The 19,619-nt window shown below is 53.1% G+C and carries 14 protein-coding genes; 10 read left to right on the top strand and 4 right to left on the bottom strand.

Annotated elements, in window-relative coordinates:
- Window positions 1–2 precede the first annotated feature (2 nt).
- On the bottom strand, window positions 3–1,364 hold the full coding sequence (locus tag KI809_RS03215) for an MATE family efflux transporter (RefSeq protein ID WP_214170054.1): 1,362 nt from the start codon (window positions 1,362–1,364) through the stop codon (window positions 3–5).
- 175 nt (window positions 1,365–1,539) lie between these two features.
- Between KI809_RS03215 and KI809_RS03210 the strand changes: the two genes are divergently transcribed.
- From KI809_RS03210 to KI809_RS03200, 3 genes are all read left to right on the top strand, one after another.
- Window positions 1,540–2,400, top strand: coding sequence for a cytochrome C (locus KI809_RS03210; RefSeq protein WP_214170053.1), 861 nt, complete (start codon window positions 1,540–1,542; stop codon window positions 2,398–2,400).
- 132 nt (window positions 2,401–2,532) lie between these two features.
- Window positions 2,533–5,238, top strand: coding sequence for a preprotein translocase subunit SecA (gene secA / locus KI809_RS03205; RefSeq protein WP_214170052.1), 2,706 nt, complete (start codon window positions 2,533–2,535; stop codon window positions 5,236–5,238).
- Window positions 5,239–5,564: 326 nt separating this feature from the next.
- Window positions 5,565–6,293, top strand: a complete 729-nt coding sequence (locus KI809_RS03200) for a substrate-binding domain-containing protein (RefSeq protein WP_214170051.1) — start codon at window positions 5,565–5,567, stop codon at window positions 6,291–6,293.
- 78 nt (window positions 6,294–6,371) lie between these two features.
- On the opposite strand, the gene KI809_RS03195 is transcribed toward KI809_RS03200, so the two are convergent.
- Entirely contained in the window at window positions 6,372–8,072 is a 1,701-nt protein-coding gene (locus KI809_RS03195) for a YpsA SLOG family protein (protein WP_281416760.1), read from the bottom strand.
- A 103-nt stretch (window positions 8,073–8,175) separates the two neighbouring features.
- On the opposite strand from KI809_RS03195, the gene argJ reads away from it, so the two are divergent.
- The 6 genes from argJ to KI809_RS03165 all read left to right on the top strand — a co-directional run bounded on the left by argJ (window position 8,176) and on the right by KI809_RS03165 (window position 15,488).
- On the top strand, window positions 8,176–9,357 hold the full coding sequence (gene argJ / locus KI809_RS03190) for a bifunctional glutamate N-acetyltransferase/amino-acid acetyltransferase ArgJ (RefSeq protein WP_214170050.1): 1,182 nt from the start codon (window positions 8,176–8,178) through the stop codon (window positions 9,355–9,357).
- Window positions 9,358–9,374: 17 nt separating this feature from the next.
- Window positions 9,375–9,779 carry a DUF2914 domain-containing protein gene (locus KI809_RS03185; RefSeq protein WP_214170049.1) on the top strand — a complete coding sequence of 135 codons (405 nt, stop codon included), beginning with the start codon at window positions 9,375–9,377 and terminating at the stop codon, window positions 9,777–9,779.
- A gap of 72 nt (window positions 9,780–9,851) precedes the next feature.
- On the top strand, window positions 9,852–11,027 hold the full coding sequence (locus tag KI809_RS03180) for a serine hydrolase domain-containing protein (protein ID WP_214170048.1): 1,176 nt from the start codon (window positions 9,852–9,854) through the stop codon (window positions 11,025–11,027).
- A gap of 156 nt (window positions 11,028–11,183) precedes the next feature.
- Complete coding sequence (locus KI809_RS03175; protein ID WP_214170047.1) at window positions 11,184–12,383, top strand: response regulator transcription factor; 1,200 nt, start codon at window positions 11,184–11,186, stop codon at window positions 12,381–12,383.
- Between the two features lie 111 nt (window positions 12,384–12,494).
- The gene (locus KI809_RS03170; RefSeq protein WP_214170046.1) at window positions 12,495–15,161 is read left to right on the top strand and encodes a valine--tRNA ligase; all 2,667 of its coding nucleotides are present in this window, start codon (window positions 12,495–12,497) and stop codon (window positions 15,159–15,161) included.
- Window positions 15,162–15,488: a hypothetical protein gene (locus tag KI809_RS03165; protein ID WP_214170045.1), complete on the top strand. Its 327-nt coding sequence runs from the start codon at window positions 15,162–15,164 to the stop codon at window positions 15,486–15,488.
- 101 nt (window positions 15,489–15,589) lie between these two features.
- Here KI809_RS03165 and KI809_RS03160 read toward each other — a convergent pair whose 3' ends face one another.
- Both KI809_RS03160 and KI809_RS03155 read right to left on the bottom strand, forming a co-directional pair.
- A complete protein-coding gene (locus KI809_RS03160) occupies window positions 15,590–16,087 on the bottom strand; it encodes a chemotaxis protein CheW (protein WP_214170044.1) in 498 nt (165 codons plus the stop codon).
- A 249-nt stretch (window positions 16,088–16,336) separates the two neighbouring features.
- The gene (locus KI809_RS03155; RefSeq protein WP_214170043.1) at window positions 16,337–18,964 is read right to left on the bottom strand and encodes an ABC transporter substrate-binding protein; all 2,628 of its coding nucleotides are present in this window, start codon (window positions 18,962–18,964) and stop codon (window positions 16,337–16,339) included.
- Between the two features lie 186 nt (window positions 18,965–19,150).
- Between KI809_RS03155 and KI809_RS03150 the strand changes: the two genes are divergently transcribed.
- The gene (locus KI809_RS03150; protein ID WP_214170042.1) at window positions 19,151–19,612 is read left to right on the top strand and encodes a Fur family transcriptional regulator; all 462 of its coding nucleotides are present in this window, start codon (window positions 19,151–19,153) and stop codon (window positions 19,610–19,612) included.
- Window positions 19,613–19,619: the final 7 nt, after the last annotated feature.

The following is a 19,619-nucleotide window of genomic DNA, read 5'->3' as shown; positions in this document are numbered from 1 at the left end:
CCCTAAACCTTTCCCAGACCTTTGAATACCTTGCGGATCACCACCAGCGAGATCAACGCTGCCGACCAGTTTATCAGGACTATCCCACTCCAGACCCCTTTCAACCCCCACCCCAGATGATTCGAGAGCAGCCAGAAGATCGGCAGCGGCGCGATGAACTGCCGATAAACGCCTAGTGCCAGCGAGATCTGGGGCCTTCTGATTCCCTGCAGGGCAAAGGAATTGATGTAGAGCACCACATAGGCCGGGAAGACAAAGGCGGCAAACCTCAGATAAACGGCGCCGGTACCGGTCACCATTGGGTCTTTGGAAAAAAGGGCCATCAAGGCTCCGGCCCCGGCAAAAACCGCAGCCGAACCTAGAGATACTAGCATCAGCCCGCGGCTCAGGGCGCATTTCACGGTTTCCTTTACCCGGTCGAAGCGGAGCGCCCCGCTGTTCTGGGAGATCAGGGCCAGGGTGGCCACATTTAACCCCATGACCGGCAGGAGCAGCACCTGCTCGATCCGGGTGGCGATGCCGTATGCCGCAACAGCTTCGGAACCGTACCTGCCGACAAACCAGGTAATAACGAACACGCCGATGGCCACGGTCAGCATGGTCAGGCTTGCCGGGAAACCGAGGGCTGCCAGGTGGCGGAACGCTATGAAAGAGGGGAGAGCAAGGCGCCTGGTGCGCCATGAGATCAGGCCGGTTGCGTGGACCTTGCGAAACAGGTAGAGGCTGCCGACTGCCTGGATGCAGACCGTGGCCCAGGCAATGCCGGAGATGCCGAGCGGTGGGAGGCCGAGGCCGCCGTAGATGAACCAGGGGTCGTAGATCAGGTTGAGCAGAAAGGCCGTGATCAGGAAGTTACGGAAGCTTTTGGTGTCGCCGGAGGAGCTGAGGATGCCGTTCTGGGCCTGATTGAGGATAAAGAAGGCGGCCCCGCTGTAGATCGCGCCGATGTAGGAAAGGGCGAATTCGAGATACTCCCCTTTTGCGCCGAGCATGGCGACAATCTTCGGCGCCGTGGCGAGACCGACTATTGACAAGAGGATGCCGTGCAGAAGAGCGAAGGCGAAGGTCTGGGCCGCGTACAACTCGGCTTCTTCCCTGTTGCCGGCTCCCAGCGCGTGGCCGACCAGCGAGGTTGAGGCCGTGGAGATGCCGCTCCCCACGGCAATCATCAGGAAAAACAGCGGGAACGACAGGGAAATGGCGGCCTGGGCCTGGGTGGAGATGAGACCGGCATAAAAGGTGTCCACCACGTTGAACATGGTGTTGAAGAAGAATCCGACCCCCACTGGAAAGGCAAGCCGAATCAGCAGCTTCGGTATCGGCTCGGTCAGGAGGTCGTGCTGCTTTTTGCTTGCCTGATCCATTACATCCTCATACTCGCTCAAAGTACGACTGTCAACCCCGGTGAGACTTTTGGCGTAAGCGGTCAAGAATTGGATTGATTATTTCTCTCATTTGTGATTAGTAATGACCTCCGTATACAGCTGCTTATGTTGCCGTTTGTTATTCCGGCTTATTATTTGTTCAAGGAGGAAGGCGATGAAAGGGTTACGCAAAAATCTCATTCTGTTGGTCATGGCGCTGGTCTGCGCCTTTGCCACGACGGCTGTTGCCGCGTCAGGCGAAGGTAAACTGAAGGTCAAGATCCCCAAGGCCCCCGAGCTGTACAAGGCCGACCTGCAGCCGCTTACCGTCAGCCAGTGCGGCCAGTGCCATCCCGGCTATTTCAAGGATATCAAGCAGGACGGCGCCAAGCACACCTTTGACTGCCAGCAGTGCCATGCCGTGTTCCATGCCTATAACCCGAAGAAGGCCAATTATGACAGCCTGATGCCCAAGTGCGCCACCTGCCACAACGAGCCGCACGGAGCGAAGATCACCGATTGCGCCAACTGCCATTCCAATCCCCATACTCCCAAGAAGATGGTTGCCAATGCCCGCCTTGCCGGCGCTTGCGGTCAGTGCCATACCGGACCGCAGGAGCAGCTGACCAAGAACCTGAGCAAGCATAGCAAGGTTGCCTGCAGCAAGTGCCACACCTCGCACGGCTACATCCCGGCCTGTTCCATGTGCCACAAACCGCACCACGCTGGCCAGGAGTTCTCGACCTGCCTCAAGTGCCACCCGGTTCATAACCCGAAACTGATCACCTATCCCAAGGATTCACCGGCAGTGACCTGCGGTTCGTGCCACAAGAAGGTTTATGAAAAGTGGCAGAAGACCCCGAGCAAGCATGCCAAGGTCAACTGCGCCACCTGCCATCACACCAAGCACAAGTATGTGCCCAAGTGTACCGAGTGCCACGCTGCGCCGCACAACAAGGCATTCCTGTCGCGGTTCCCGAAATGCCTCGACTGTCACCTGGATGTTCATGACCTGCCGGCAGCTGGCAAAAAATAGCGGCTGTTAGCGCCAGTAGATATGCAGTACAGCAAAGGCCCTCGATTCGGGGGCCTTTTCTTATTGAGCTGAATTGCCCTTTATGGTACTTATACCTGTTTCCAAATTTGAATAATCAGGGAGAGCCTGTCGATGTTCGGTGCACTCATAAAGAAGTTTGTCGGGAGCAAAAACGATCGTGAACTGAAGCGGATGTGGCCTGTTGTCGAGAAGATCAACTCATTGGAGCCACAGATTGCGAGCCTCTCCGACGAGCAGCTGAAGCACAAGACCGTTGAGTTCAGGGAGCGCCTGGGGCGCGGTGAAACGCTTGATTCGATCCTCCCGGAAGCTTTTGCGGTCTGTCGCGAGGCGGGCAAACGGGTGCTCGGCATGCGCCACTTTGATGTTCAGCTCATCGGCGGCATGGTGCTCAACCAGGGACGGATTGCCGAGATGAAGACCGGCGAAGGTAAGACCCTGGTGGCAACACTCCCGGCATACCTGAACGGTCTGACCGGGCGGGGCGTGCACGTAGTAACGGTCAACGACTACCTGGCAAAGCGTGACTCCGAATGGATGGGGCGGATCTATCGCTTCCTCGGGCTTTCCGTCGGCATTATCGTCCATGGCCTTGACGACGAAGAGCGCCGCGAGTCGTACGCTGCCGACATTACCTATGGTACCAACAACGAATTCGGCTTTGACTACCTGCGCGACAACATGAAGTTCGACCTGGACGATTACGTACAGCGGCCGTTCTATTATGCCATTGTCGACGAGGTTGACTCGATCCTGATCGACGAGGCGCGGACCCCGCTGATCATTTCCGGTCCCACTGAAGATTCTACCGACAAGTACTACCTGATCGACCGAGTCATTCCCCAACTTAAAAAGGGGGAAATCAAGGAGGTCGAGGCAAACACCCTTTCCGGCAAGCGGAAGACCTACACCGGTGATTATACCGTTGACGAGAAGGCCAAATCCGCCTCACTCACCGAAGAAGGGGTGCTGAAGGTTGAAAAGCTGATGAAGATCGACAACCTGTACGATCCCCGCAATATTGAAATCCTGCACCATGTCAACCAGTCGCTCCGCGCCCACGCCCTGTTCAAGAGAGATGTGGATTATGTGGTCAAGGACGGCGAGGTCATGATCGTTGACGAGTTCACCGGTCGGCTGATGCCGGGCCGCCGCTGGTCTGACGGTCTGCACCAGGCGATCGAGGCCAAAGAAGGGGTCAAGATCGAAAACGAGAACCAGACCCTGGCCACTATCACCTTCCAGAACTTTTTCCGGATGTATGAGAAACTCTCCGGTATGACCGGCACTGCCGATACCGAGGCCGAAGAGTTTCACAAGATTTATAAGCTGGATGTAACTGTCATACCGACCAACAGGCCGCTGCTCCGCCCCGACTTTCCGGATGTGGTCTACAAGACCGAGCGCGAGAAGTTCATGGCAGTGATTGAAGAGATCAAGGAACTGCATGCCAAGGGGCAACCGGTCCTGGTGGGAACCATCTCCATCGAGAAGTCAGAGGTCCTTTCCGAACTGCTCAAGAAGCAAGGGATCCCGCACAATGTGCTCAATGCCAAGCAACATGAGCGCGAGGCAGAAATTGTAGCTCAGGCCGGTCGTAAAGGTATGGTAACCATTGCTACCAACATGGCCGGCCGTGGTACCGATATCGTTCTCGGCGGGTATCCCGACGGTCTTGCCAAGAACTGGCGTCGGGAAAACCCGGATGCCACCGAAGAGCAGTACGAGCTGATGCTGCAGAAGGCCATCGAGGTCTGCAAGGCGGAACATGATGAAGTGGTTGCCCTTGGCGGTCTGCATATCCTCGGCACAGAACGGCACGAATCGCGCCGCATCGACAATCAGCTCCGTGGTCGCTCCGGTCGCCAGGGTGACCCTGGTTCATCAAAGTTCTATCTGTCGCTGGAAGACGACCTGCTGAGGATCTTTGGCTCGGAGCGGGTGTCCAAGATCATGGATCTTCTCAAGATCGAGGAGGGTGAGGCCATTACCCACGGCATGATCTCGAAGGCGATCGAAAACGCCCAGAAAAAGGTCGAGGCCCACAACTTCGAGATCCGGAAGCACCTCATCGACTATGATGATGTTATGAACAAGCAGCGCGAGGTGATCTACACCCAGCGCAAGGAGATCCTTGCCGGTGATGACATCCGCAATATCTTCCTGGAGATGCTTGACGAGAGCGTTGGTGATATCGTCACTGAATACGCCATTGACAAGGTTCCGGGGCATGAGTGGGACTGGGAGAGCCTGACCGAGACACTTAGCAAGACCTTCGGGCTTGAGCTGGAGCTGCCGGAAGATACCATCCGCCGCCTGACCCCTGACAACTTCCGCAAGTTGCTCAAGGAAGAGGTTATGGCGATCTTTGACAAAAAGCTGGGGCATTTCGGCGAAGAAAACATGGATTATCTGATCAAGTGGATCATGCTTTCGACCATTGACCAGCAGTGGAAAGACCACCTCCTGAACATTGACCACCTCAAGGAGGGGATCGGCCTCCGTGGTTACGGCCAGAAAGACCCGAAGAACGAGTACAAGAAAGAGGCGTTCAACCTGTTCATGTCCATGATCGTGCGGATCAGAGCAGAGGTTGTCGAGAAGATATTCTGGGTGCAGCTGGCCAAGGAAGAGGACCTCGAAGAAGAGGTTGAGCGGCTGGAGGAAGAGCACAAGAAGAAGCGCAAGATCCAGTACAATATGGGCGAAGCCGAGGCTGCCCAGCATCAGCCGGCAAAGAGCGACAAGACCGCCGGCCGGAATGATCAGTGCCCGTGTGGCAGTGGCAAGAAGTACAAACGTTGCTGCGGCAAATAAAATAACTGCCCATTTGGCCGAACTGAAAGTCTCACCCAATTCGGCATTAACAGCATCAATGGCAACCCCCAAATCTTAAGTGGTTTGGGGGTTGTTTTTTAGGTCGTTGTAATGCCCCGGTTCGTGTCGGCTGTCAACTGAATCTAACGCTGCAGGCAAAATAAACGTAGCAATCTTACCTGTGTAAAGTTAAATAATTAGACGGTTAATTAGCGTGTTAGCTAAAGATCCCGCATTACTAACCGATATTATAAAAGTCTGAATGTCGGGATATGTTCTAATCAGTGCGATTGTCCCGGCTAACTACTTACTTCGGAGGTTTGCCCATGTTTAAAAAGTTGACTCTTTGCTTAGCTCTTATCCTGACAATGGTTGCTGCTTCAGCCTCTGCTGAAATCCGCATCGCCGGCGGCGCGTCCCCCATTGAAAAGGTACTGACCCCGGTCAAGGACAAGTTCACCAAGGAAACCGGCATATCTGTTGTTGCCTTCGCCCAAGGGCCGGATAATGCCCTTAAGGACTTTACTAACGGCAAGGTCGATGCGATGCTCCTCTTTCTGGTTCCGGAAGATCTGGGAAAGTTCGCCAAGAAAGTCAATGTGCCTTTGGATATGGCAGCCACCAAGGGTGACGTGATGCTGGAGGATACGGTCGTCTTTGTCGTGAACCCGGCAAACCCGGTCAGCAAGCTGACCAAAGAACAGCTGACCTCAGTGTTTTCAGGGAAGGTCGAGAACTGGAAGGCTGTTGGCGGAGCTGAGGATGAAACCATCGTTGTGCTTGGTGAACTGACCAAAGGGCTTACCGAACTGGCCAGCAGCAAAGTATTCGGCAGTGCTCCGATTACCAAGGAAAACCTGATGGTTCGCTCGGCCCAGGATGTTATATTTGCCGTGGCCGGCAACAAGGGGGCCATTGGCATCGCTTCTTCCGCAGTCCTCAATGACAAGGTAAAAGCTCTTGATGATCCTAAACTCACGGTCAAGGTGATGCTCTATACCAAAGGTGAACCGAATGCCGAGATGAAAAAGCTGATTCAGTACATGAAGAAATAAGTGGTGGGAAGGGCGCAGCCATAACCAGCCTAAATATCTGATCGCTGACCGTTGCCGCTATCACCCTGGCGGTAGCGGTCAGCGTCGGGACTGTTTATGACTTCTTCGCAAGGTTTCGATTCGTTTCTGCAGGATAAACTCCCCCCGGTGCTTCGCTGCCATCATCTCCAGTTGCAGCGGCGCGATCCCCAGTTCTTCGGTGGTCATCTCCGCAATCCGTAGGGTCTCCGGCCATCCGGGCATGACAGCAGGCCGCGGCTTGTCTGCTGCCGACACTAAAGGCAGGATCTCTGTGATCCTACTTTTGATAGCCTGTTCCGCTATTCTGATCCTGGTGCTATCCCGTAATTCCTCCCAGTTGTTGGCATTGCCGTGCAGCCGGTTGGTCCAGGCAAGGGCTCTCTTCCAAGCTGTCGGCAGCTTCAGTCGGTCACAGAAAGCAGTGGCCATCTCAAATCCTGCGTCATCATGGCCGTGGTGTTTCGGGTAGCATTCCGGGTTGGTGGCGAGTTTCCCCAGATCATGGAAAAACGCGCAGAAACGGGCCAGCGAGTCTGATGTGGCAGAAGATACTCTGGTTAGGACCTGGCAGGAGTGGCTGAACAGGTCGCCTTCCGGGTGATGCTCGATCGGTCCTGCCGGGATGTGCGGCATTCTGAACAGCTCCGGCAGGTAGCATGCTCCGGTTCCTGACTCCAGCATTCGCCTGAAAAAACGTGCCGGGTTGTTTCCTGCGAGCGCTTTAACCATTTCGCGAGAGAATCGTTCTACAGGGATCGTTGCCATTGTTGCAAGCCCGGGTGACTGCCGGATCAAGATTTCGGTGGCCTGGGTCATGGTCCAGCCGTCAGCTTCAAAACGGAAGGCACGAAAGATCCTGATCGGATCATTGTGAAACACCAAAGGGGTGCAGGCGCGCAGTTTTTTGCTCTGTAGGTCCCTTTTGCCGTGAAGAGGATCGATCAGCTTACCTTCCAGGCTCAGTGCCAGCGCATTACAGGTGAAGTCGCGATTTGCCAGGTCGCTGGCCAGTAATTCAGCCCTGGGAATAACCGTCACCTCTATCTTGCCGAACACCGGATCGTTGCGGAACATGATCGGTGCTGTGGTCTTGCCTTGGACTAAGTGGAAGCCTTGATCTCGCAGTTCTCCCTCAGGGACTGCCGCGACAATGTCGATATCCTGGTTGGCTTTGCCCATAAGGGTGTCGCGGACAATCCCGCCAACCAGAAAAATATCTTTATAACGGGCAGCAGGGAAAACGGTTTTCAGGTATCTTGTGGTTCTTAATTGCGTTTCTTTCCCTGCCCGGGATGAGAGTATCCTCAATAGTCGCTCGAGGAAGGCCAGGGCAATGCGGTAGATGCCGGGGCGCTTACTCTCCCTCGGCCCTGCGATATTGAGCATGGAGATGTTGTGCTTGGCAAGCCAGTCAGCCACATGGGCCGGTGTGTGGTTTTTGCTGTCAAGGTTTACCACCAGGCAAGGCTTGTTGCGCTTTGCGGCATACTCGACGGTCAACCTCGTTCCTCCGTCCAGTGCTCCAAGGTTCAGGATCAGGGTGCCGTCTGATTGCCGCACGTTCATGCGGGTGCGGACCGCATAGTCAGGAGAATCGGTCTCCATAAGCGGGTAGCACAGCGGGATTGTTCCGTCTTCCGCTCTCCTGCCGCGAGGGCAGTAGCCGCCTGTAGCAATGTTGTGGCGCAGAGCTGCGTCAAGCCCGGCGCGGTCGGCGCCGGTCTGACCGCCGGAGATGAGCTTCAGGGTTGCTGACATATTCAGGATAGTATCAGAGGAAAGGCCGGAAGGAAACCATGGCGAAAGCTTTGATTCTATGCTAATACAATTTTTAGAACAGATTTTAGCATTGGAGAACAGGATGCAGATCAAAGGGTTCAAGTTTTCTACGGTTGAAGCGGCCATCAAGAAGCCGGGTCGGAAGGATCTGGCTCTGATTTTATCAAAAGTGCCGGCGGTGTGCGCGGCTACCTTTACCTCCAACAAGGTCAAGGCAGCTCCGGTGTTGCTCGGCCAGGAGAGAGTGGCAGACGGGATTCTCCGTGCGGTTGTCGTGAACAGCGGCAATGCCAATGCCTGCACCGGCGAGCCGGGAATGGCCGCGGCCAGAGAAACAGCACGGCTTGTCGCTGAGGCTGCCGGGGTGTCTGAAGCCGATGTCGTACCATCATCCACCGGGGTGATCGGGGTACAGATGCCGATGGACCGTCTAAGCGCGGCAATACCGGCACTGGTTAGCGGGTTGGCGGATGGAACCCTTGATGACGTGGCCCGGGCGATCATGACCACCGACACTTTCCCCAAGATCTCTTCCCGGCAAGGTGTTGCCGGAGGCAATGCCTATACTATTGCCGGGGTGGCCAAGGGTGCAGGGATGATCAGGCCTGACATGGCTACCATGCTATCGTTCATCGTCACTGATGCTGCTGTGGAGCCGACATTTCTGAAGAATGCCTTTAAGTCAGCGGTTGCTTCTTCATTCAATTGCATCACCGTTGACAATGATATGTCGACCAACGATACCGCGCTGATAATGGCCAATGGCATGTCCGGCAATGCGCCGATTGACGCTGCTTCGCCGGATGCCGGACAGTTCGCAGCACTCTTATCCGAGGTGGCGCTGGATCTGGCAAAGGCGATTGTCAAGGACGGCGAGGGCGCAACCAAGTTTGTAACCATCAACGTCTCCGGCGCGGCCAGTGGTGACGATGCGCGGCTTGCGGCCATGGCAGTTGCCAATTCGCCGCTGGTCAAGACCGCATTCTTTGGTCAGGATGCCAACTGGGGTAGGATTTTGGCAGCGGTCGGCTATTCCGGCGCTGCAGTGGAGCAGTCGCAGGTTTCACTGTTCTTCGATGACGTGCAGATGGTAGCCGGTGGACTGTTTGTCGGTGGCGATGCAGAAAAAAAGGGCTCCGAGGTATTGAAAAAGCCGGAATTCGCCGTTAATATTGACCTAGCGCTCGGAAACGGTCGGTCCACTGTTTACACGAGTGACTTTTCATATGATTATGTTAAGATTAACGCGGATTACAGAACGTGAACTTGTATCGGGTCAGCATGAAAAAAATATCTTTAGCAACGATGGCGCTGGTTCTCCCCCTGTTGATGCTTTTTCAGCCTGATTCCGAAGCTGCAACGCTGAAAATAACAGAGATGGCGGTTACCACCAAGGTTGTGCGGGGCAACCCGATTGACTCTGTTCACCGGATTTCGTCAGCATCGGTTAAGCAGCTTTTCTGCTTTACCCGGCTGGTTTCCGATGACGAAGAGGAAACCACCATAAAGCATGTCTGGTATCGTGGTAACGAAAAGGTAGGGGAATCGGAGCTACCTGTCAAAGGCAAAAAATGGCGTACCTACAGTAGCCGGGTCGTAGAAAAAGGGATGGCTGGTGACTGGAGGGTAGATGCCTTGGACAGCGACGGCAAGCTGCTAAGGACTGTAAAGTTCAGGATGAATTAACAAGGGGGAGCTTCCCCCTTTTTCTTTGCCATCAAGCTATCGATATTTTGAGTTGGGCGAGCTGATCTTGATATGAATCAATGCCGGTTTATTCTCATAGCGATTATTCTCCTCCTTGTTCCGGGAGCGTGCAACGGCAATGCCCTGAGCAACCAGGTGTTCCATGCCGATCAGGTTGATCAGCTGATGGAAGATGCCATGGCTAAAGGGTTGATTGCCGGAGGGGTGGTCCTGGTCGGCACCGGCAAAGGGATCATCTTCGAAAAGCCTTACGGGCGTATTGCGGCGGTACCTGATTCCAGGCCAATGGCGGCTGATACTGTGTTCGATATTGCCTCGCTTACCAAGGTCGTGGCAACCACCCCCTCGATTCTGAAACTTGCCGAAGAGGGGCGTCTTTCCCTAGTAGACCCGGTCAAAAAGTGGATTCCTGAGTTTTCCCAGAGAGAGGACCTGTTAATCTGGCATCTCCTGACCCATACCTCCGGCCTTGACGACTTTTCCCTTTCCAATAGCAATCCGATACAGAGCGCCTTGGATGGAGCTGCCTCCCAGAAAGCAAAAGGGCTTGTCGGCAACAGGTTTCGCTATGCTGATATCAACTTCATTATTCTCGGGGAAATCGTTCGTCGCGTCAGTTCGCTGCCACTTGACCAGTATGCGGCATTAAACATCTTTGCCCCAAACGACATGCGCGACACCCAGTTTAATCCCGGCAAGGAGCAGGCACTGCGCTGTTCCGCGACCCTTGGTGGCGAGCATAATCTTCTTTTAGGCGAGGTACAGGATTCCCTTGCCCGCAAACTTGGTGGCGTTGCCGGTCACGCGGGCGTTTTTTCCACTGCCGCAGATCTTGGCCGCTTCTGCATGATGATTCTGAATCGAGGCGAGTCCAGCGGAAAAACAGTCCTTTTGCCGCGCACCGTGGAACAGATGACGGCGCCTTATTTTGCCAGGGGTGGGGCAGTGGTTCGCGGGCTTGGTTGGGACATTGCTTCGCCTTATTCCGCACCACGCGGCACCGGCTTCTCTGAGGGATCATTCGGCCATACCGGTTATTCCGGCACTTCTCTCTGGCTAGACCCGAGCTCCGACGTCTTTGTCGTCCTGCTGACCTCACGGCTCGATTACCGGCATACCAAGGAGTTGAGCCGCTTGCGGGGCAATCTCTCTACCATCGTTGCCGCTCAGCTTTCTCCGCAGCGACCTCTTGCCGATCTGCTCCAGGCATTGACTGTGGAGCGTTGATAACAGGTAATCGACTTGACACCCAGGGGCTTGTGTGTTAGCTTTTCACCGATTATTGCCAGTATTTAAGTGCTTTATGTTCTTTTCGAGATGCATGCAACTGACCATGAATAAGCAGGCATTGCATGCGACTTCGTATTAACGCCGGAGGGATGGATGGGCACCAAATTACTCCTCGCTGATGACAGTATTACCATTCAAAAGGTGGTAGGAATCATCTTTGCGAATGAGGATTATGAACTGACGGTTGTGGATAATGGCATTCTTGCCTTGGACAAGGCCCGGGAGAGCATGCCTGATGCCATGCTGGTAGATGCCCTGATGCCCGGCCGGAACGGTTATGAGGTGTGCCAGGAGGTACGAGCAGACGCAACGCTCAAGCATATCCCTTTGTTGCTGATGACTGGCGCCTTTGAGCCGTTCGACGAAAATAAGGCCCGTGAATGCGGTGCCGATGATTTTATCTCCAAGCCGTTTGAATCCCAGCAGTTGGTGGAAAAAGTCAAAGCGCTTCTGGAGATCGGCAAACAGCGAGTTGCAACGGCTCCTGCCGTGGCTGATGAACCAGCCATCCAGACTGACGAGCAGTTTTTCGCGTCTTCCTTGGCCGGCCCTTGGGATGAGCCTGCTCAGGAAGTTGAGACACCTTTCGAGCCTCTCCCCGAGATGTTTGACCTTAACCTTGCCGACGTAGAGCCTGTTCAGTTTGAAACCAGCAGCGTCGCTTTTGAGGAACCGTCATCATTGGCAGTCGAGATAGTTGAAGCTGCGCCGGGAGATGATCCCTGGGGTGTGTTCGATCTCGTTGATCTGGAGGAAGCTTCTGCCCCTCCTGCGGCTACCGAGGCTGTAGCCAGTGCCGAAGAAGAGATTGAAGAGCCGCAGACTATTGATCCTTATGGCGTGGAGTCTTTTGTTGAAGACTCTTCAGAAAATGTAGCATCCTTGGAACCTGTAGCTGAAAAAGGTTTTGAAGCTCAATGGCAGCCTCTGGAAGAGGAGGTCTTCAGTTATCAACATGAAGAGCCGACACCCCCTGGAGAGACCTTTGCCATCGGCATGGGAGAGCCTTTGGCCTTGCTGGCCAATGAGCCGGAACAGTTTACCGAGCAGGGCGATTTTGAGCCGCTTGCTGCCCAAGAGGAGCCGTTGCCGGTAACCAGTGCTCCTGAAATTTCGGCGGCTCCGGAGGTTGCACCACAAATGGCGCCTCTTGGTGAAGAGCAGCTCAGAGCCATTTTGAGCCAGATATCCCGTGAAACGATCGAAAAGATTGTGTGGGAGATTGTGCCTGATCTTGCTGAAAACCTTATTAGGGAAGAGATCAGAAAGATCAAGCAGGGGTTCGGCTCATAGAAACCAGGCTCAGGAGGGCAGGCGCTGCCCTCCTGAGTATTGAAAAAGGTTGTTTGAACACGGGGATGCAAATCCCCTTTTTTATTATCGTGCAGAGTTACGAGGTAAGGTATGACAGAGAAGGAACTGGCAAAGGTTTACGAGCCGCAGGCTGTTGAGGAAAAATGGTACCGGTATTGGGAATCAGGCGGGTATTTTGCTGCAGCAGAGACTTCCGATAAGAAGCCTTACAGCATCGTTATTCCTCCGCCCAATGTCACCGGTGCGCTCCATATGGGGCATGCCCTGAATAACACCCTGCAGGATATCCTTTGTCGCTGGAAGCGGATGCAGGGTTACAACGTCCTTTGGATGCCCGGTACGGACCATGCGGGGATCGCCACCCAGAATGTCGTTGAACGCCAGCTTGCCGCGGAAGGCAAGGACCGCCACGATCTGGGGCGTGAGGCTTTCATCGAGAGAGTATGGAAGTGGAAGGGCGAGTCAGGCGGTCAGATCATCGGGCAGTTGAAACGTCTGGGCGCTTCCTGTGATTGGGAGCGCGAACGGTTCACCATGGACGAGGGGCTGTCCAAAGCCGTGCGTACCGTCTTTGTAAAGCTGTATGAAGATGGCCTGATCTATCGGGACAATCGGCTCATCAACTGGTGCCCCAGGTGCCATACCGCGCTTTCGGATATTGAGGTGGAGCATGAAGAGAAGAAGGGGCATCTCTGGCACATCCGTTACCCGGTTGCCGGCGAACCCGGAAAATTCGTGGTTGTGGCCACGACTCGCCCAGAGACCATGCTTGGCGATACCGCTGTGGCAGTTCACCCCGATGATGAGCGATACCGCGGCCTGATTGGTAAAACAGTGATTTTGCCGCTGGTAAACCGGGAAATCCCGGTTGTGGCGGATGAATACGTTGACCTGGAGTTCGGCACCGGAGTGGTCAAGATCACCCCTGCCCATGACTTCAATGATTTTGAGGTCGGTTTGCGTCATGGTCTGGACAAGATCAATATCTTCGATGAATCCGGGATTATCAACTCTGCTGGTCGGCAGTTCGAGGGTATGGACCGCTTTGAGGCGCGCAAACGGATTGTTGCCGAACTGGAAGAGGCCGGTCTGCTCGAAAAGGTTGCTGATCATGCCATGGCTGTTGGCGGTTGTTATCGCTGCAAGACGGTCGTAGAACCTTATCTGTCCCTGCAGTGGTATGTCAAGGTCAGTCCGCTCGCCGAGCGCGCATATAAGGCGGTTAAAGAAGGCAAGACCAAGATCGTGCCGAAACAGTGGGAAAACACCTATTACGAATGGATGGAGAACATCCGCGACTGGTGCATCTCCCGCCAGATCTGGTGGGGGCATCGCATCCCGGCATGGTTCTGCGACCATTGCGGCGAAGTGACCGTTGCCATGGAGGATCCGACGAAATGCTGCAAGTGCGGCAGCGACGAGATTCGCCAGGAGACAGATGTCCTTGATACCTGGTTCTCTTCGGCGCTCTGGCCGTTCTCCACCATGGGGTGGCCGGAAAAGACCCCGTTGCTCGCCAGCTTCTATCCAACCTCCTGTCTGGTCACAGGGTTTGATATCCTGTTCTTCTGGGTTGCCAGGATGATGATGATGGGTCTGCATTTCATGGATGAGGTGCCGTTCGGCGATGTTTATATCCATGCCCTGGTCAGGGATGCCCAGGGGCAGAAGATGAGCAAGTCCAAGGGTAATGTCATTGACCCGCTTACCATCATTGACCAATATGGCACCGATGCTTTCCGCTTCACGCTTGCCGCTTTCGCTGCCCAAGGGCGCGACATCAAGCTGGCCGAGGAGCGCATCGCAGGTTACCGCAATTTCTGCAACAAGGTCTGGAACGCGGCCCGCTTTGCCCTGATGAACCTGAACGGCTTTGATCCGGATGCCGTCAACTATGACGATCTGCTCCTTTCTGAAGCGGATAAATGGATTATCCACCGTTTGAACGAGACGGCCCGGACTACCAGCGAGGCCCTTGCCGAATACCGGTTCAACGAGGCGGCCATGGGACTGTATCAATTCACCTGGAGCGAGTTCTGTGATTGGTATCTGGAACTGTCCAAGCAGGATCTTTACGGCAGTGACCCGGGACGGAAGGCTGTTGTCCAGTATGTACTCTGGAGCACTCTGGAGCAGTTACTCAGGTTGTTGCACCCGTTCATGCCGTTCATTACCGAAGAGATCTGGCAGACGCTGCCGGGGAGCAAGGATTCCCCAAGTATCATGCGGGCGTCGTATCCTGAGTATTCAGAAAAGCGTTCCTTTGCAACGGCTGCCGACAATATGGAAAAGGTGATGGCCGTTATCGGCGGAATCAGGAACATTCGCGGCGAGATGGAGGTCCCTCCTTCCAGGGAGATAGCGGTTATTCTTTCATGCAGCAGTGCTGACAGCATGAAGCTGATGAAGCATAATGAAGGGGCAATCGTCTCTCTGGCCCGAGTCGCCGACCTGGCGATAGGGATTGATCTCGAAAAGCCGGAAGACGCCTCGATTCAGGTCGCCGGGGATGTCCGGATTTTCGTGCCTCTCAAAGGGCTGGTGAATGTTGAAGAAGAAGAGAAACGGCTGCTGAAGGAGATTGCCAAGATCGAGAAAGAGATAGAAATGTTTTCCAAAAAGCTGGAAAACCCGAGTTTTGTGGACCGCGCGCCGGCTGAGATTGTTGCCAAGGAACGTGAAAAGCTGGTCGAGGTAACTGGCAAGAGAGAGGTGCTTGTCGAGAGCCTTGAGAAGATCAAGCGGCTTGGTTCGTAAATGCTGACTCAATATATCCTGATGGAACAGTACATCCCCTATGTATTCCTGGGGAATGCGCTGCTTGTGATCGTTGATGCTACTCTCGGCTATTTCATGGCTCCCTTGCTGCTCAGTAAAATGGAAGCTGCAAAAGCGGAGTCTGCGGCGTGGACTGCCAATTCCATTCGCAAACTGCTGTCAGTTGTTGTCGCGTTGTACATGTTTTTCAACTGCATGGCATATTTTGGGCAAAACAGTTTGCTACTGCTGATTGTCACTGCTGTGGTGATCCTTGATATCATGCTGCAGTTGGTTGTGCGTTGGAAGGTGAGGCGAAAGGAATGATGCGCCAACCTTGAACTCCATTCTTGTGTTCTCTCAAAAACAAAGAGGCCGCATCTGAAAAGACGCGGCCTCTTTGTTTGGTTTTTATGGCGAAGAGCCTGTCAAGCTGCCTGTGGAAGGAGTTCCGTCTCTTCCTGCTTGAACATTTTGTCCAGGTCCAGCAGCACGATCAATTTTTCGTTTACCCGACCAACGCCCATCAAACATTCGCTGTCATATCCCTTTATGACTTCAGGGGTGGCGGTAATCTGATCCGGCGCTATTTTCATGACATGCGACACTTTATCGACGATCAGCCCCACCAGGGTCTTGCCGAATGAAATCACGACAATCCTGCGATCATTATCATTTGCTTGCGTAGCTTCGGAAAAGTGCATTTTCTTGCGGAAATCGATGACCGGAATCACCCTGTTGCGGAGGTTGATGATCCCCTCAACATATTCAGGTGCATTAGGCATATGGGTGATTTTCACCATGCGGATTATTTCCTGCACCTTAAGGATATCTACACAGAACTCCTCTTCTCCAACGGTAAATCCAACCATCTGCAAGGCATTAAGTCCTGTTTTATTATCTGACGAAGTTTGTGTAGTTTCCATTGATTGATCCCCTTTCTCTATCGCAGGTGAACATATGCTTTTCTCTAGGAGTCTAATAACAACTATTGTGCCATAGTTGCTTAGGGGATTATCTGCGTAATTATAGGGTGTTAGCTGGGGCAAGCTAGCAGCTGATTGTCGGCAGTTGTGTTGGAAATGGAACAATTGTGCAACAATTGGCTAGACTCTAATGTGTGAGAGGGTTTAAGGATGGGCTGTTTCGCGTTGGTTGTGCTAAAGCAGATCGATTCAATGCTTTACTTTGAGCAGTTCATCTAAAACCATTACGATCTCATGGGCCTTATACGGCTTGGCCAGCACGGCCCGGAAACCGAATTTAGTATGTTCAGCCATGACCGGATCGTTGGAGTAGCCGCTGGAAACGATCATCACCGCATTTTTGTCAAAATCAAGGATCTCTTTCGCCGCCTCTCTGCCGCCCAAGCCGCCGGGAATGGTAAGGTCCATGATGACGGCAGCGTATGGAGTCCCTGCTTTGAGAGCAGCCTTGTACATGGAAATGGCTTCCTCCCCATTAACACAGGTCTGTACTTGGTATCCCAAGCTGGTGAGCATGTCTTCTGCAAGGTTCCGGATCATTACTTCATCATCCATCAAAAGGATCGATGCGGTACTGCTCCCTTTTGCCAGCAGCGCTGGTAGTTCATCCGCCGGTTCATCGGGTCTATCAGCGGTGGCCGGCAGGTAAATCTCAAAGGTAGTACCAATACCGATAGTTGAACGCACCGATATATGCCCACCATGCTTAACGATGATTGAGTAGACCGAAGCCAGCCCAAGTCCGTTTCCATCTGCTTTTGTAGTAAAATACGGATCGAAAATCTTTTTCTGGTTCTCTTCCGATATGCCATGCCCTTTGTCCGCAAAGCTGAACTTGACATACCTACCCGGATTCAAGGGGAGCAGGCTCTGTGCGTCAACAGTGGCGTTTTCTGCGCAGATGGACAATATGCCGCCATCCGGCATTGCCTGAACCGCATTGATAATGATGTTGTGGAATGCCTGAAATATCTGCCCCTCGTCTACTTCAAGCGCATTAATGGTATCCGGAAGCACTACGGAACATTTTACCTTTGAGCCACTCAGAACCAGCGAAGTAGCCGATTCTATCAACTGTTTGGCTGAGGCGACTTTTTTTATCGGCTGGCTCCCTTTGGCAAAGGTCAGCAACTGCTGGGTAAGCCCGGATGCTCGCTGAGAGGCCTTTTCTGCTTCAAGGAGAATCTTGTGCGCCTTATGGGATTCATCGAGCAACATCCTGGCATAAGAAATATTGCCGAGGATTCCGGTGAGCAGATTGTTGAAATCATGGGCGATACCCCCAGCAAGCACCCCAAGGCTTTCAAGTTTTTGGGCATGCAGGAACTGCTTTTCCAGGTATAGCTGATCCTGTTCAGCTCGTTTAAGTTCAGTGATATCTGATATGTGGCATACCAGGCTTATGAGGTCGCCATTGGCATCTTCGTGACGGCGCACGGATATATAGCCGTAGAAATCGGTCCCGTCCTTGCGGATATAGTGGCGTTCAGTGCTGACATGATCAATTTTCTTAGACAGAATCTGATGCATGAGGTCAGTGCCGAAGGTTTTCTGATCGGGATGTACCAGTTCCGGGTAGGGGAAACCGATGAGCTCAGCCGTACTGTAGCCAAACATTTCTTCCATTCGCTTGTTGGCAATGGTGATCCGTCCTGTCGGGTCGCACGTCAAGATACCGGCCATTGATGTTTCAAATAAGACGCGTAGTTGGCCAATGTTATGTTCCAATTCTCTGTGGGTATTGGACAGTTGCCGGTTGAGTCTTCTGAAAGTAATTACCAATCCGCTCAACACAGTTATAATTAGCGTGGCAACTGCGATAGACATTATCAGTATGCGATAATCCCTTGGCGGGCTCGGGTTGTAGATGATTGGTGTAGGATCGAATCCAGAAGGGAGCATGCCCAGGCCGACAAATGTCTGGCTAATGTGTTTCCAGCGTGCCGGATTTTGGTACCCCAGCTCGACCAGTTCGGGCTGGATAAGTGTGTACAGTTGATTGGCCTCAAACATCAGCCACTCTTTGCTTTTAACTTTTGAATATTTGGAAAGGATCAGGTCTGAAATTTCTGCTTTGTTGTCCAACGCGTAGCGCCACCCTTTGAGCGTGGCCTCCCGGAACGCTTTGACATATTCAGGACGATCCTTGGCGAGCTTGCGTGTGGTAAAGAAATTGTCTCCGTAGAAATCGATACCATTGGTTAATGGTGAAAACGTGAAATATGCCTCTCCTGACTGTTCAAGGATAAATGGCTCATTAAAGCTGTAGGCAAGCATGACATCGGCCTTGCCATTGATCAGATCGTACGGGTCTCCCTGATGATCAATCGGTGTAAAGTCGTCTTCTTCTATTCCATGTTTTCTCAAAAGAGCGAGCATGTCACCATGCTGGCTAGAGTACATAAATCTACGCCCAGCCATATCGGCAATCGTACGGATACCTGTTTTGCGAGGGGTCAGAAAAACGGCTGGCGAATGCTGAAACACCTGGCCAAGAACAACAAAATCTTCGCCATGGGCGTTATGCAGCAATAATGCAGATGTTCCGACGCCAAAATCGGCACGTCCTGCCGCGACGAGTTTTTCCACCTCTGTAGTCGGTCCGCCTTCAATTATTGAAACATCCAGACCGGCATCCCGGTAGAAGCCTTTGTCAAGGGCGGCATAATACCCGGCAAATTGGAAATGGTGCAGCCATTTGAGCTGCACAGTAGCCTTCTCCAAAGCATATGCTGTCTTGGTTAAGCCAAGCATGGCTAAACAAAGCATGCATGCGACAATGAGTGATACCGGGTTGTAGAGTCTCGCAAAGGCCATGTGGCTCCCCGCCTTCAGGCGGTTTTTAGTTTGGAGTACGGTAAAGTATTTACCACAAGGAAAAAATATTACCATTGTTGCAATTAAGCTACACCCGTGGCAGATGCTACTCCGGTGTGTGAGACTATAGTTGTAATTTTACATTTACAGAATTAATACTTGACGCACGATATTGTGAAATGTAAGATGAAAATCACTTTCAAAAAGGGGGGTGGCGTGAAACACACAAAGACCAACAAGTTTCGCCAGTTCATTGCCCAGAAAGGGCTGAAGTCCACCCGGCAGCGGGATATCATTCTCGACTGTTTTCTCTCTTCCAGCAGGCATATCAGTATTGAGGAGTTGTATCTTAAGCTTCGCACTAAGAACCCTAACATAGGCTATGCAACAGTTTACAGGACTCTCAAGCTGTTTGCTGAATCCGGCATTGCGCGCGAGATTCAGTTTGGCGACGGTCAGACCCGCTATGAACATGCCAACGAAGGTGAGCATCACGACCATCTGGTCTGTACCAGGTGCGGTACGATTATCGAGTTCGAGAACGAGACTATTGAGCAGTTGCAGCAGGATGTGGCCGCTGCGCACGGCTTCCAGATTGAGAACCACAAGCTTGAGTTGTATGGTGTTTGCGCCAAATGCAAGGCGTGATTTATTT

This window comes from Geoanaerobacter pelophilus (assembly GCF_018476885.1).
Taxonomy (GTDB): domain Bacteria; phylum Desulfobacterota; class Desulfuromonadia; order Geobacterales; family DSM-12255; genus Geoanaerobacter; species Geoanaerobacter pelophilus.
This window is presented reverse-complemented; position numbering and strand designations above follow the sequence as displayed.

Bases quoted from the DNA above. Each gene is read 5' to 3' on its own strand.
- KI809_RS03200 (WP_214170051.1), top strand. From the start codon at position 5,565: ATGTTTAAAAAGTTGACTCTTTGCTTAGCTCTTATCCTGACAATGGTT.
- secA (WP_214170052.1), top strand. From the start codon at position 2,533: ATGTTCGGTGCACTCATAAAGAAGTTTGTCGGGAGCAAAAACGATCGT.
- KI809_RS03150 (WP_214170042.1), top strand. From the start codon at position 19,151: ATGAAAATCACTTTCAAAAAGGGGGGTGGCGTGAAACACACAAAGACC.
- KI809_RS03215 (WP_214170054.1), bottom strand. From the start codon at position 1,364: ATGGATCAGGCAAGCAAAAAGCAGCACGACCTCCTGACCGAGCCGATA.
- KI809_RS03185 (WP_214170049.1), top strand. From the start codon at position 9,375: ATGAAAAAAATATCTTTAGCAACGATGGCGCTGGTTCTCCCCCTGTTG.
- KI809_RS03170 (WP_214170046.1), top strand. From the start codon at position 12,495: ATGACAGAGAAGGAACTGGCAAAGGTTTACGAGCCGCAGGCTGTTGAG.
- KI809_RS03165 (WP_214170045.1), top strand. From the start codon at position 15,162: ATGCTGACTCAATATATCCTGATGGAACAGTACATCCCCTATGTATTC.
- argJ (WP_214170050.1), top strand. From the start codon at position 8,176: ATGCAGATCAAAGGGTTCAAGTTTTCTACGGTTGAAGCGGCCATCAAG.
- KI809_RS03180 (WP_214170048.1), top strand. From the start codon at position 9,852: ATGAATCAATGCCGGTTTATTCTCATAGCGATTATTCTCCTCCTTGTT.
- KI809_RS03210 (WP_214170053.1), top strand. From the start codon at position 1,540: ATGAAAGGGTTACGCAAAAATCTCATTCTGTTGGTCATGGCGCTGGTC.
- KI809_RS03175 (WP_214170047.1), top strand. From the start codon at position 11,184: ATGGGCACCAAATTACTCCTCGCTGATGACAGTATTACCATTCAAAAG.
- KI809_RS03155 (WP_214170043.1), bottom strand. From the start codon at position 18,964: ATGGCCTTTGCGAGACTCTACAACCCGGTATCACTCATTGTCGCATGC.
- KI809_RS03195 (WP_281416760.1), bottom strand. From the start codon at position 8,072: ATGTCAGCAACCCTGAAGCTCATCTCCGGCGGTCAGACCGGCGCCGAC.
- KI809_RS03160 (WP_214170044.1), bottom strand. From the start codon at position 16,087: ATGGAAACTACACAAACTTCGTCAGATAATAAAACAGGACTTAATGCC.